Source organism: Streptomyces sp. NBC_01707 (genome assembly GCF_041438805.1).
Lineage (GTDB): Bacteria > Actinomycetota > Actinomycetes > Streptomycetales > Streptomycetaceae > Streptomyces.
The window spans coordinates 2,687,121-2,699,729 of sequence record NZ_CP109190.1; the positions used below are offsets into that span (position 1 = coordinate 2,687,121).

Here is a 12,609-nt window from a genome sequence, read left to right on the forward strand (position 1 = left end):
CCCTTCTGCTCCGGTTCCCGCCGGCCGACGGCCGCCCTGACCGGTGGCGCCGCCGAGGCGCTCGCCGGTATCGCCGAACGGCACGGTGCCACGCGCGGACAGGTCGCCCTCGCCTGGCTGCCGCACCGCTCCCCCGTACCGCGCCCGACACCGGACACTGGTCGCCCGTCCACCGGGTGAGGACCTCGGGGCTGCGGAGATCCGGCTGTCCACCCAGACATGAGTCGCCTGAAAGCGTTCGCACCCGCATGAAGGAGCATCCGCCCGTGACCACCACCGCCGCCCTCACCACCTCTGTCTCCACCTCTGTCTCCACTTCTGTCTCCACGAACCCGGTGCCGGTGATCCGGGCCGACGGCGTCAGGCTCGTCCGGGATGGCAACGTCCTGCTCGACTCGGTCTCGCTGACCGTGCGCAGCGGTGAACACTGGGCCCTGCTCGGCGCCAACGGCGCCGGAAAGAGCACGCTGCTCGGGCTGCTCGGCGCTGTCACCCACCCCAGCCACGGATCCGTGGAGGTCCTGGGACGCACGATCGGACGGGTCGACCTGCGGGAGCTGCGGACCTTGCTGGGCCACGTCAACCCGCGTCATCCGCTGCGTTCCCCGCTGTCGGTGCGCGAGGTGGTGCTCACCGGCCTGACCAACTCGGTCGAGCCGGTGCCGCGTTGGTCCGCCAGTGCCGAACAGCAGGAACAGGCCGGCCGGCTGCTGAAGATGCTGGGCATGCAGGGCAAGACCGGATCGCGCTGGCCGTCGCTCTCCCAGGGCGAGCGGGGCCGTACGCTCATCGCCCGCGCGCTCATGCCTCAGCCACGGCTGCTGCTCCTCGACGAGCCGGCCACCGGTCTGGATCTCGCCGCCCGCGAGCAGCTGCTGGACGCCCTGGACACATTGCGCCAGGAACACCCCGAGCTGGCGACGGTCCTGGTCACGCACCATCTCGAGGAACTGCCCGCCTCGACCACACATGCCATGCTGCTTCGGGCGGGACGGTGTGTGGCCTCGGGTCCGGCCGACGACGTGCTGACCACGGATCAGGTCAGCGACTGCTTCGGACATCCGGTGCGGATCGCCCGTACGGACGGCCGGTGGACGGCGCGGGCGCAGCGCGTCACACGCGGCTGACAGCGGTCGATCGACGTCGGGCGCCGTCAGCCGTCGGACGGTTCGGCGATGAACGGCGTGGCCTGGTGGAAGTAGAGGAGCCAGCCGCGCTCGGTCAGCCGCCACAGTGAACTGCGGTGGGCCCGCAGCCCCTTGGACTCGGAGTCGAAGGTCAGATGGACGACTTCGTCGTCGAGCTGGACTCCGCGCATCCGTGACGCGGTGAGCTGTCCGGGCCGTGGAGCCTCGTCCGCGGTCAGCGAGGCGATGGTCGCGTCGCGGTCCCAGAAGCGGCCCGCGGTGTCGATCTCGCAGAATTCCGGGTGCAGCACCTGGACGAGGAGATCGGCGGAGCAGCGCACCCGCGGGTCGAGGAGTCTGAGCTCGCCCTCGACGGCTGCGGCCACGGCGGGCTGTGGCTCAGTCACGCGTCATCTCCACGAGTTTGGCAACGGTGTTCCAGTTACGTGTGGTGGCGGTGAGGCCCTTGGTGAGGGAGGGTCGGTGGAGCGCCTCGGCGAGCTTGGAACGGCCCAGGCCGTCGGGGGCATAGAGGTAGAGCGCGCGGTCGCCGATGCGGAACTCCTCGGGGCGGAAGGCGCCGGCGTCGATCGCGGCGAAGCGTGCGGCGTCCACCGGCCGGTCGAAGTAGGTGACGTGCAGCTGCTTGCCCTCGAGGGTGGCGGCCGGGAACGGGCAGGCGTCGGCGACCGATGCGAGATAGGGGCCGTTCCGGATCAGACACGGGACGGCGAAGCCGAAGCGTTCCTCGATGGCCTGCTCGAGCTGTGTGGTGAGCCCGTCCTCGTCGCTCGACGCGCTGCTGAATACGGCGTTGCCGCTCTGCAGGTACGTGCGGACGTCCGCATGGCCCAGCTCCGCGAGCAGCGTGCGGAGTTCGGCCATCGGGACCTTCTTGTGGCCGCTCACATTGATGCCGCGCAACAGCGCCGCGTACCTGGTGGTCATGGGCACACCATAGGACGATCCGCCGGAGGTGCGCGGCCGCCGCGCCCCGTGGGGGAGAGCGCGACGGCCGCCGTCTCGGTGGTGCCTGTTACTCGACGATCTTCAGCAGCTTGTTCGGCGTCCCCTCGGTGGCGTTGGAGATCGCGTCGGGGGTGGCGCCGTCGGTGAGGGCCGTGGCGACCTCCGCCGGGGTGGCGTCCGGGTGTCCGGCGAGGTAGACGGCGGCGGCACCGACGACGTGCGGAGTCGCCATGGACGTACCGGAGATGGTGTTCGTCGCGTCGTCGCTGTCGTTCCAGGACGAGGTGATGTCCGAACCCGGGGCGTAGATGTCCACGACCGGGCCGTAGTTGGAGAACGACGACTGCTCGTCGTCCACCGTGGACGAGGCGACCGTGATGGCCTCCGGGACGCGGGCCGGGGAGCCCTCGCCCGCGTCGGCGGATTCGTTCCCTGCGGCCACCGCGAAGGTGACTCCGGAGGCGATGGCCTTCTGGACCGCGGCGTCGAGAGCCGGGTCGGCACCGCCGCCGAGGCTCATGTTGGCGACGGACGGGCCCTCGTGGTGCGCGGTGACCCAGTCGATGCCGGCGACGACCTGCTCGGTGGTGCCCGAACCGGAGTCGTCGAGGACCCGGACGGCGACGATCTTCGTCTTCTTGGCGACGCCGAACGTCGCACCGGCTATGGTGCCGGCCACGTGGGTGCCGTGGCCGTTGCCGTCATCCGCACTGTCGTCGTTGTCCACCGCGTCGAAGCCCGAGCTCGCCCGGTCCTCGAACTCCTTGTGCGTGACACGGATACCGGTGTCGATGACATACGCCGTCACGCCTTCGCCCGCGCTGTCCGGGTAGGTGTACGCATGGTCGCCGGCGGTCTCGGTCTGGTCGATCCGGTCGAGGCCCCACGACGGCGGGTTGTCCTGGGTGGCGTCCATGTGGAACTTCTTGTTCTGGACGACCTTGGAGACGGCCGGGTCGGCCGCGAGCTGCTTGGCCTCGGTCTGCGAAAGTCCGTTGGCGGAGAAGCCGTTGATGGCGGAGTTGTAGGCGCGCTTCAGCTTGCCGCCGTACTCCTTGGCGAGCTTCGCCTTGTCGGCCTTCTGGTCCAGCATCACGATGTAGCTGCCCGAGACGGCGGTCGCCGCGTCCGCACCGTAGACCGTCCCCATCGCGGGAGCGGGTGCGGCTCCGGCGTAGGAGGTGCCCAGCAGGGTGACGCCGGCGACCGCGGCCACCGCGGTGATCGCAGCGGTCAGCTTGGTCCGGGGTGTGCGCTTGTGCATGGCCATGAAGAGGGGTCTCCTCGGCATTGTTTGTGGGGGGATTGGCCCTCGGCCGGAAGATCTCCGGGGGCTGGCTCGAAACCCTTACCGATTGACACGCTCAGATCAACCCCTTCATACAGCTGTGACTTACTCAACAAGGTTTCGTAATAAGAAATCGGCCAGCTGTGGTCAAGTCGGACGGCCGGCCCCAACACCCCGCGCGCGTAGGGATCTTGCACGTGCGCGGGGGTGGGTTCAGCGTGGAAGGGGACCGTCCGGTTCGCCGGGCTTCAGCGCTGGTAGCGGGCCAGTACCCGGTTCCCGTCGTCGACCAGGCGCCTGCTCAGCTCGTCCCGGCCGATCGCCCCGCTGTAGTACTCCTGCAGCGCGGGCGTGGCGACCTTGTCCTTCCACTCGGGGTAGCCGCGCACCGACTGGGCGGGAGCCGAGCGCAGCCCCTTCGCCAGGTCCGCGCCGGTCGCCCAGCCGTTCTCGGTGGTGTGCAGAGCCGGATCCGCGAGCGCCGCCGTGCCGGTCGGCAGCATCCAGTCGCCCTTCGCCAGGCGCACCATGTTCGGTGGACGCAGCAGGAAGTCGATGAACTGCACGGCCGCCTTCTTGTGCGGGCTGGACTCGGCGACGGACAGGGTCTGCGGGCTCACACCCTGGGCGAGCCCGTCGCTGCCGGCCGGGGCGGGCAGCACCGTCCAGTCGAAGCCCTCGGGCGCCTGTTCGACGACCTGCTGACGGTACGAGAAGCCCAGCGGGACCATCGCGTACCGCCCGCCGAACAGCCCGGGCAAGGTGTCGGAACCCCCCATGCCGAGCGCGGTGCGGGCGGCGCTGTGGTCGGTGTCGACCTGGTCGCGGATGGTGCCGGGGACCACTTGGTCACCTTCGTCGAGGCGGATGGTCACCCTGCCGTCCGCGCCGCGGTGGAAGAGCTGTCCGCCGCTGGAGAGGCCGAGGTTGAGGGTGACGGAAACGGGCTCCTTCAGCGGCCAGGCGACGCCGTACGTCGCCTTCCCCTCCCCCTTGCCCGTCAGCTCCTTGGTGACCTGCCGGAATTCGTCCCAGCTCCAGGGGTTCGCGGGGGTCGGAATGCGGACCCCCGAGGCCTTGAGGATCTTGGTGTTGGCGATCAGGACCCGGGGTTCCTGGAGGAACGGCACCCCGTAGACGCCGTCACCGAAGGTCGTGGTCCGCCAGCTCTGCTCGGGGATGTCGGCGGTCAGCCGGTCGGGCAGCAGGTCGCGCAGATCGGCGAGATACCCGCCGTACGCGAAGTCGGCGAGGTCGTCGGAGGCGTCGTGGATGACGTCCGGCGCCTCGTCGCCCTCGAAGGAGGTGAGCAGTTGGTCGTGGACGCTGTCCCAGCTGCCCTGGACGTACTCGACCTGGATGTCGGGGTGGGTGGCGTTCCACTCCTTGACCAGTTGCTTGTTGGCGTCGACGGACTCCTTCTGCCAGGCCAGCGACTGGAAGCGCAGTTCGATCTTCCCATCGGTGTCCGTTCCGCCTCCGTCACCGCTGCAGCCGGTGAGCAGGAGGGCCAGCGCGGTGGCCGCGGCGGCCGCCGCCCGTACCGGTGCGCGCATCAGCTCTTCACCGCCCCGGCGAGCATGCCACCGGTGATCCGGCGTTGGATGACCGCGAAGATGACGAGGGAGGGCAGGGTCGCAAGGAATGCGGCGGCGGCGAGCGGCCCGAGTTCGGCCGCCCCCTCCGCGCCGAGGAAGTGGGTGAGTACGACCGGCAAGGTCTGCTTCTCCGGTGTCTTGAGCAGGACGAGCGCGAAGAAGAACTCGTTCCATGCGGTGATGAACGCGAAGAGCGCGGTGGCCACGATTCCTGGGGCCAGCAGCGGGGCGGTGACCGAGACGAGCGTCCGCAGCCGGCTCGCACCGTCGACCGAGGCGGCCTCTTCGAGTTCGGCCGGTACGGCGCGGACGTAGCCGACCAGCATCCACAGCGCGAACGGCAGCGCCCAGACGACGTACACCATGATCAGCCCCCACAGGGAGTTGATCAGATGCAGATTCTTGAGGATCAGGAAGAGCGGAATGATCAGCAGCACGAAGGGGAACGCCTGGCTGACCACGACCCAGCCGGTGGCGGCCGCCGAGAGCCTGGTGCGGTTCCGGGCCATCACGTAGGCCATGGGCGTCGCGATGACGACGGCGATCAGCGCGGCGGACAGCGCGGCGATCAGCGAGTTCGCTGCGGCCTGGAGCAGCGGCTGCTCGTCGAAGGCCTGCCGGAAGTTGTCCAGGGTCGGGTGCTCGGGGATCCAGGTGGGGTGCAGGGAACCCAGTTCGCGGGCCGGTTTGAAGGCTGTGGAGATCAGCCAGAGGAACGGGAACGCCAGGAAGACGAGGTAGCCCAGGAGCGCGACGTACTGTCCGGTGCGGGCGGATCTGCTGGTACGGAGACTCACTGGTCCTCGCCTCCCCTGAGTCGGCCGACGAGATGGAAGGCGAGGACGACGGAGATCACCGCGACCATCACACAGCCCATCGCCGCGGCGTAGCCGAACTGGCCGTAGCGGAAGGCCTCCTCGTACGCGAAGAGCATCGGAAGCCGGGTTCGGCCTCCGGGGCCGCCGTTGGTCAGGACGTAGACCAGGGCGAACGAGTTGAAGTTCCAGATGAAGTTGAGGGCTGTGATGGCGAGCGCGACCGGCCGGAGAGCCGGCCAGGTGACGGTACGGAACCGGCGCCAGGCGCCCGCGCCGTCCAGGGCGGCCGCTTCGTGGAGTTCGTGCGGGGTGTTCTGGAGCCCGGCCAGGAGTGCGACCGTGGTCTGGGGCATGCCCGCCCAGACACCGACGACGATCACGGCGGGCAGTGCGGTGGCCAGTCCGGTCAGCCAGTCCCGGCCGTCACCGAGCCCGAGATCGCGGATGGTCTCGTTGAGGACGCCGGCGTCCGGGTTGTAGACGAGCCGCCACATGATGCCGACGACGACTTCGGGCATGGCCCAGGGAATGATCGCGAGGGCACGCGCCAGCCAGCGCATCCGCAGGTTCTGGTTGAGCAGGAGTGCGAGGCCCAGCGCGAGCAGGAATTGCGGGACGGTGACGCCGACCGCCCAGACCAGGCCGATCCGGAACGAGTCCCAGAACAGGGTGTCGTGGAGCAGGTCCTGGAAGTTCAGCCCGCCGACCCACTGGGTGGAGCGGGTGCGGCCGGACTGGGCATCGGTGAACGCCAGGGCGACGCCGTAGAGCAGGGGGCCGACGCTGAGGATCAGGATCGGGATCAGGGCGGGAAGCACCAGGAACCAGGTGCCGGCGTTCCGGTTGATCCGCGGTGTCTGTCTGCCCTGTCGGGACCGCGGACTGCCGGGCGGACCGTGCTGTCCGGACTGTACGGTTGCATTCGCCAACGTCATGAATTCGACCCCCTTGCGTCGTTGGATCGCTTTCATCCAGTTCTGGCCGCTCAGGTGGCCCCCGCCATGGTGCTGACGGGCCGTCGGTTCGTCAAGGTGGTGTGCACGGATGCGAAAATCGGACCATGAACGAGATGCGTGCGCGCGAGGTGCTGACCGCTGCCGGGCTGTCCGGCGACGCCGAGCTGATCGCGCTGGGCGAGAACGCGGTGTTCGCCGTCGGCGAGGTGGTCGTCAAGGTCGGCCGGGACGCCGTACGGAACCCGGAACTGCACAACCGGGCCGAGCGCGAGGTGGCCGTCGCGCAGTGGCTCGCCGCTTCGGGCATCCCCGCCGTGCGGGCGGCGGAGCCGGCGGCGCGACTTGTCGAAGGGCACCCGGTGACACTCTGGCACCGGCTCCCCGACGCGGTGCGCCCCGCCGAGCCGCGGGATCTGGCGCCGCTGCTCACCCAGGTCCACGCGCTGCCGGCCCCGGACGGACTGGCGCTGCCACGGCGGGAGCTGCTGGGTGGGGTGGAGCGATGGCTGCGGATCGCGGGCGACGCGATCGATCCGGCCGACGCCGCATATCTGCGGGAGCGGCGGGACGGGTTCGCCGCGGCCGCCGCGGCGTTGGTACCGCATCTGCCGCCGGGGCCGATCCACGGTGACGCACTGCCGCGCAACGTCCATGTCGGTCCGGACGGGCCGGTGCTGGTGGACCTCGAGACGTTCTCCGCGGATCTGCGCGAGCACGATCTGGTGGTCCTCGCGCTGTCCCGCGACCGGTACGGGCTGGCGGCGGAGGCCTACGACGCGTTCACCGCCGCGTACGGCTGGGACGTCCGGGAGTGGGACGGCTGCGCGGTGCTGCGGGGCGCCCGGGAGACGGCCAGCTGTGCATGGGTCTCGCAGCATGCGCCGGCCAACCCGAAGGCGCTCGCGGAGTTCCGGCGCAGGGTTGCGTCCTTGCGCGACGGCGACCCCGAGGTGCGCTGGTATCCGTTCTGACGGTTGCCGCCAGGGTCTCTCCCGGCATCCGGTTCGTCCCGGATCTGCCCCATGACCTCCAGGAGATGGGAGACCCCTGACTCGGATCCGCGGGCAGGACCGGGCTCGCGGATGGGTTTCAGGTGGTGATCTGCGCTGGTTCCCGTACGGGCCAGTGGGGGTCGATCACTGCGTCCGGAGTGCCCTTGCGGCGCAGGAACGACTGAAAGCCGGACGCCCAGTCCGCGTACCAGGTGATCTGGCGCTCGTGCAGTTCGGCCGCCGTCAGCGCGGCCACCGAGCCGTGCCGTTCGGCTATCGCGTACGCCACGCGCACCGCGGCCAGCGCGTCCGCGCCCGCGTCATGGGCGCCGCCGTGCACCACCCCGTACTCGACGCAGACCGCCTCCAGCGTCCGCTTGCCCTTGCGGTAGCGGTCGACCGCCCGGTCGATCGTGTACGGGTCGACGACCGGACCGATCCCGCCGCCGTCGAGCCGGTCGCTGAGTGACGGCAGCCCGTGCCGGCGCAACTCCGCCGTCAGCAGCGTCAGATCGAAGGCCGCGTTGTACGCGACGATCGGCACTCCCTGCCGCCAGTAACCCACGAGCGTCTCGGCGATCTCGTCCGCCACCTCGCGCGCCGGCCGCCCGTCCGCCGCCGCTCGCTCGCTGCTGATGCCGTGGATCGCCGAGGCCTGTGCCGGGATGCGGATCCCCGGATCCGCCAGCCAGGTGCGCTGCCGCACCGGCTCCCCGTCCCTGCCGGCCAGGCCGACGACCGCAGCCGTCACGATCCGGGCCTCCAGCGGCTCCGTGCCCGTCGTCTCCAGGTCGAAGCCGACCAGCGGCTCCCGGTGCCAGCTCATCCCGTACCTCCTTCGTGGTGCTCTCCCCCAGGTGACGACCACCCTGCCATGCACCACTGACAACGGTCGCAGGCGGTCGGCTCAGGAGACCGGGCGGGAGTCCGTCCACACGGACTCGAACTCCTCGCGGTATGTCTCGAACAGCCCGTGCTCGTTGTCCTGTCCCGCACGGACCACCGCCCGGCCGCCGCCCCGCAGCACCAGCACCGGCGCCTCCATGCCGCGTGCGCGCCGCAGATACGGCTGGACGACGCCCACCGCGTCCGCTCCGTCGCCGTCCACCAGATAGGCCGTGAAGCGCGGTGTCTCGTCGAAGACATGGATCTCGAAGGCACCCGGATCACGGAGCTTGGAGCGGACCCGGCGCATATGGAGGATGTTCATCTCCACGGACCGGCTCAGCTCGCCCTTCTTGAGGCCCAGTTCGCGCTCGCGACGCTTGACCGCACTGCTCGCCGGGTTGATGAAGAGCAGCCGGATCCGGCAGCCCGATTCGGCCAGTCGGACGAGCCTGCGGCCGGAGAAGTTCTGCACCAGCAGATTGAGGCCTATGCCGATCGCGTCGAGTCGGCGCGAGCCGCCGAAGAGGTCCTCGGCGGGGAGCTGGCGCTGCAGCCGGACCCGGTCGGGGTGCACGGAGACCACATCGGCGTAGCGGTCGCCGACCAGTTCCTCGACGGCGTCGACCGGCAGCCGGTCGGCGGACGGGACCGCGGCGCCGCTGCCGAGGATCTCCAGGAGCCGCGCCGAGGCACGCTCGGCCTGGGCGAGGACCGCCTCGTTCAGAGCCCGGTTGCGGGAGACCACATTGCGGGCGACCTCCAGCTCGTCGAGCGCCAGCTCGACATCGCGGCGGTCGTCGAAGTACGGCTCGAAGCAGGGCCAGTGCTGAATCATCAGCTCCCGAAGCTGTGGGAGCGTGAGGAAACTGAGCACATTGTCGTCGGCCGGGTCGAGCAGGTACCCCTTGCGGCGGGAGACCTCGCGCACGGCGACGGCGCGCTGCACCCATTCCTGCCCGGCGGGCCCCGCGGCGGCGACCACCCAGTCGTCGCCGTGCACCGGTTCGTAGATGGGCCGCAGCACCGCGGCGACGACGGCGCGCAGCCGTTGTTCCACGAGATTCAGCCAGATGTAGGCCCGCCCGGCGCGCTGGGCCCGGGTCCGGACCTCGCTCCAGGCATCGGCGCCCCAGTCCAGTTCGGCGCCGATCTCCATGGGCTGCGCAAGCGATACCGCCCCTGGCGGGGCGTCGACGGATTCCCCCTCGTGACCTGCGTCACCTGGGGGCAGCTCGAACCCTCCCGAGCTCACCCGTGCACCGCCTTCCGCTCCCCCACCAATGATCAAGGAAGGGTACTCCGGGAGCGGGAGCCGGTGCAGCCGGATGCACAGGCTCCTTTCTCAACTCCCCCATGAGTAAAGCCTGTTCCCGGCGGCAAGATCTGCCGTAGTGAGCGGATTCACGGTGATTGGGTACCCCGTCAGGTGCCGCATACCGGACGTGCGCCCCGGTCAGGTCCTCGGATTCCGGTTCCGGGCGACACGGAGGGGACCGATGTTGACAGCACCGGGCGACGTCCTAGGTACGGGGCACTCTTTCGGGGAAGATCTGGCCGGGTCGGTCCCAAGTGCCCACAGCACCCGGATCAGAAGTGGAAGAGTCATATCTATGCAGGTCTGGCCGGGACAGGCGTATCCCCTCGGTGCCACGTACGACGGCGTCGGCACCAACTTCGCGGTCTTCTCGGAGGCCGCCAACAGAATCGAGTTGTGCCTGCTGCACGACGACGGTTCGGAGACGGCGGTGGAGCTGAGAGAGACCGATGCCTTCGTCCGCCATGCCTATCTGCCCGGGGTGATGCCCGGGCAGCGGTACGGGTTCCGGGTGCACGGACCGTACGAGCCGCAGCGCGGAACCCGCTGCAACTCGGCCAAGCTGCTGCTCGATCCGTACGCGCGGGCGGTCTCCGGACAGATCCGGTGGGGCGAGGCGGTGTACGGGTATCCCTTCGGCCGCCCCGACGCGCGCAACGACCTCGACTCCGCGCCGCACACCATGACGTCGGTGGTGGTCAACCCGTACTTCGACTGGGGCGACGACCGGCGGCCCCGTACGGACTACCACCGCACGGTGATCTACGAGGCCCATGTGAAGGGCCTGACCATGCTCCATCCGGGACTGCCGAAGGAGTTGCGCGGCACCTACGCGGCGCTGGCCCACCCGGAGGTCATCGCCCATCTGACGGAGCTCGGTGTCACGGCGATCGAGCTGATGCCGGTGCACCAGTTCGTCCAGGACCACCGGCTGGCGGACGCCGGGCTCGCCAACTACTGGGGCTACAACACCATCGGCTTCTTCGCCCCGCACAACGCGTACGCCTCCCGCGGCGACCGCGGTGAACAGGTGAGCGAGTTCAAGCAGGCGGTACGGGCGCTGCATCAGGCGGGCATCGAGGTCATCCTCGACGTCGTCTACAACCACACCGCGGAGGGCAACCATCTGGGGCCGACGCTGTCCTTCCGGGGACTGGACAACGCCTCGTACTACCGGCTCGCGGACGACCAGCGGTACTACATGGACACCACGGGCACCGGCAACTCGCTGCTGATGCGGTCGCCGCACGTGCTCCAGCTGATCATGGACTCGCTGCGGTACTGGGTGACCGAGATGCACGTGGACGGTTTCCGCTTCGATCTGGCGGCCACGCTGGCCCGGCAGTTCCACGAGGTGGACCGGCTGTCGTCGTTCTTCGACCTGGTGCAGCAGGACCCGGTGGTCAGCCAGGTGAAGCTGATCGCCGAGCCGTGGGACGTGGGTGAGGGCGGCTACCAGGTGGGGAACTTCCCGCCGCTGTGGACCGAGTGGAACGGCAAGTACCGGGACACCGTGCGTGACCTGTGGCGCGGCGAGCCGCGGACCCTCGCCGAGTTCGCGGGGCGGCTGACCGGCTCCTCGGACCTCTACCAGGACGACGGCCGACGGCCGCTCGCCTCGATCAACTTCACCACCTGCCACGACGGGTTCACACTGCACGACCTGGTCTCGTACAACGACAAGCACAACGACGCGAACGGCGAGGCCAACCGGGACGGCGAGAGCCACAACCGGTCGTGGAACTGCGGCGTGGAGGGCGGGACGGACCAGCCGGAGGTGCTGGAGCTGCGCGAGCGGCAGATGCGGAACTTCATCGCCACGCTGATGGTGTCGCAGGGAGTGCCGATGCTGAGTCACGGCGACGAGTTCGCCCGCACGCAGCGCGGCAACAACAACGCGTACTGCCAGGACAACGAGCTGTCGTGGGTGCACTGGCCGGAGCCGCGCAAGGCCGGCGCCCAGGACGGGACCGAGGCCGATGACGACGGCGCGGCGGGCTCCGTCCCCGCCAGCACTCTGCTGGAGTTCACCCGGGCGATGGTCTGGCTCCGTCGCGACCACCCGGTCTTCCGGCGTCGCCGGTTCTTCCACGGACGGCCGGTGGAGGGCACGCACGACGAACTCTCCGACATCGCCTGGTTCACGCCCGAGGGCGGTGAGATGACCCAGCGGGACTGGCAGGCCGCGCACGCCAAGGCGCTGACGGTCTTTCTGAACGGGCACGCGATCTCGGAGCCGGGGCCGCGCGGTGAGCGGATCTCCGACGACTCGTTCCTGCTGATGTTCAACGCGAGCGCCGACACGCTGGAGTTCGCCGTTCCGGTCAACCATGGGCGGCAGTGGTCGATCGTGGTCGACACGGCCAGCCCGGACGGGGTACGGCCCGGAGCGGGTCCGAAGGTGGCGGCGGGTGAGCGGGTGACGTTGGTGGGACGGAGCATGGCGGTGCTGCAGCGGCCGGCCTGAGGACTGTCCCGTATTCCCTGGTGGATCAGCGCGCGGCGTCAGATGCGGTGCATCGCAAGGCGGAAGGGCGTCCTCATACCGGTCGCATTCGGGCGTTCCGACAACGCAGTGAGGTGTCGTAGCTGTCATCGCGCGCCCACCAGGGATTACGGGACGGCCCTCAGGGTCTCTCTCTTCAGGATGAGGCATGA

General features: G+C 69.6%; 11 protein-coding genes. 3 read left to right on the forward strand and 8 right to left on the reverse strand.

What is annotated here, in order from left to right; genetic code table 11:
* Window positions 1-266 precede the first annotated feature (266 nt).
* On the forward strand, window positions 267-1,127 hold the full coding sequence (locus tag OG963_RS12050; protein ID WP_371126439.1) for an ABC transporter ATP-binding protein: 861 nt from the start codon (window positions 267-269) through the stop codon (window positions 1,125-1,127).
* Window positions 1,128-1,153: 26 nt separating this feature from the next.
* On the opposite strand, the gene OG963_RS12055 is transcribed toward OG963_RS12050, so the two are convergent.
* The 6 genes from OG963_RS12055 to OG963_RS12080 form a co-directional block, all read right to left on the reverse strand.
* Entirely contained in the window at window positions 1,154-1,534 is a 381-nt protein-coding gene (locus OG963_RS12055; protein WP_093775697.1) for a DUF4440 domain-containing protein, read from the reverse strand.
* Window positions 1,527-2,075, reverse strand: a complete 549-nt coding sequence (locus OG963_RS12060; RefSeq protein WP_093775695.1) for a DUF1697 domain-containing protein — start codon at window positions 2,073-2,075, stop codon at window positions 1,527-1,529. The genes OG963_RS12055 and OG963_RS12060 overlap by 8 nt, the downstream gene beginning before the upstream one ends.
* Window positions 2,076-2,163: 88 nt before the next feature.
* Window positions 2,164-3,366 carry a S8 family serine peptidase gene (locus tag OG963_RS12065; RefSeq protein ID WP_371798881.1) on the reverse strand — a complete coding sequence of 401 codons (1,203 nt, stop codon included), beginning with the start codon at window positions 3,364-3,366 and terminating at the stop codon, window positions 2,164-2,166.
* A gap of 266 nt (window positions 3,367-3,632) precedes the next feature.
* Window positions 3,633-4,940: a sugar ABC transporter substrate-binding protein gene (locus OG963_RS12070; protein WP_371798882.1), complete on the reverse strand. Its 1,308-nt coding sequence runs from the start codon at window positions 4,938-4,940 to the stop codon at window positions 3,633-3,635.
* Window positions 4,940-5,779 carry a carbohydrate ABC transporter permease gene (locus tag OG963_RS12075; protein WP_093775689.1) on the reverse strand — a complete coding sequence of 280 codons (840 nt, stop codon included), beginning with the start codon at window positions 5,777-5,779 and terminating at the stop codon, window positions 4,940-4,942. The genes OG963_RS12070 and OG963_RS12075 overlap by 1 nt, the downstream gene beginning before the upstream one ends.
* A complete protein-coding gene (locus OG963_RS12080) occupies window positions 5,776-6,735 on the reverse strand; it encodes a carbohydrate ABC transporter permease (protein WP_093775687.1) in 960 nt (319 codons plus the stop codon). Before OG963_RS12080 ends, OG963_RS12075 begins: the two co-directional genes overlap by 4 nt.
* A 125-nt stretch (window positions 6,736-6,860) precedes the next feature.
* Between OG963_RS12080 and OG963_RS12085 the strand changes: the two genes are divergently transcribed.
* Window positions 6,861-7,727 (forward strand): phosphotransferase enzyme family protein, encoded by an 867-nt coding sequence (locus tag OG963_RS12085; RefSeq protein WP_093775685.1) that lies wholly within the window; start codon window positions 6,861-6,863, stop codon window positions 7,725-7,727.
* Between the two features lie 118 nt (window positions 7,728-7,845).
* Here the strand turns inward: OG963_RS12085 and OG963_RS12090 are convergent, their stop codons facing one another.
* Together OG963_RS12090 and OG963_RS12095 are read right to left on the reverse strand one after the other, a co-directional pair.
* Window positions 7,846-8,574 (reverse strand): 3'-5' exonuclease, encoded by a 729-nt coding sequence (locus OG963_RS12090; protein WP_030917511.1) that lies wholly within the window; start codon window positions 8,572-8,574, stop codon window positions 7,846-7,848.
* An 81-nt stretch (window positions 8,575-8,655) separates the two neighbouring features.
* Window positions 8,656-9,888, reverse strand: coding sequence for an SAV2148 family HEPN domain-containing protein (locus OG963_RS12095; protein WP_037821892.1), 1,233 nt, complete (start codon window positions 9,886-9,888; stop codon window positions 8,656-8,658).
* A 358-nt stretch (window positions 9,889-10,246) separates the two neighbouring features.
* Here OG963_RS12095 and glgX point away from each other — a divergent pair, with 358 nt between their 5' ends.
* The gene (glgX, locus tag OG963_RS12100; protein WP_093930127.1) at window positions 10,247-12,418 is read left to right on the forward strand and encodes a glycogen debranching protein GlgX; all 2,172 of its coding nucleotides are present in this window, start codon (window positions 10,247-10,249) and stop codon (window positions 12,416-12,418) included.
* Window positions 12,419-12,609 lie beyond the last annotated feature (191 nt).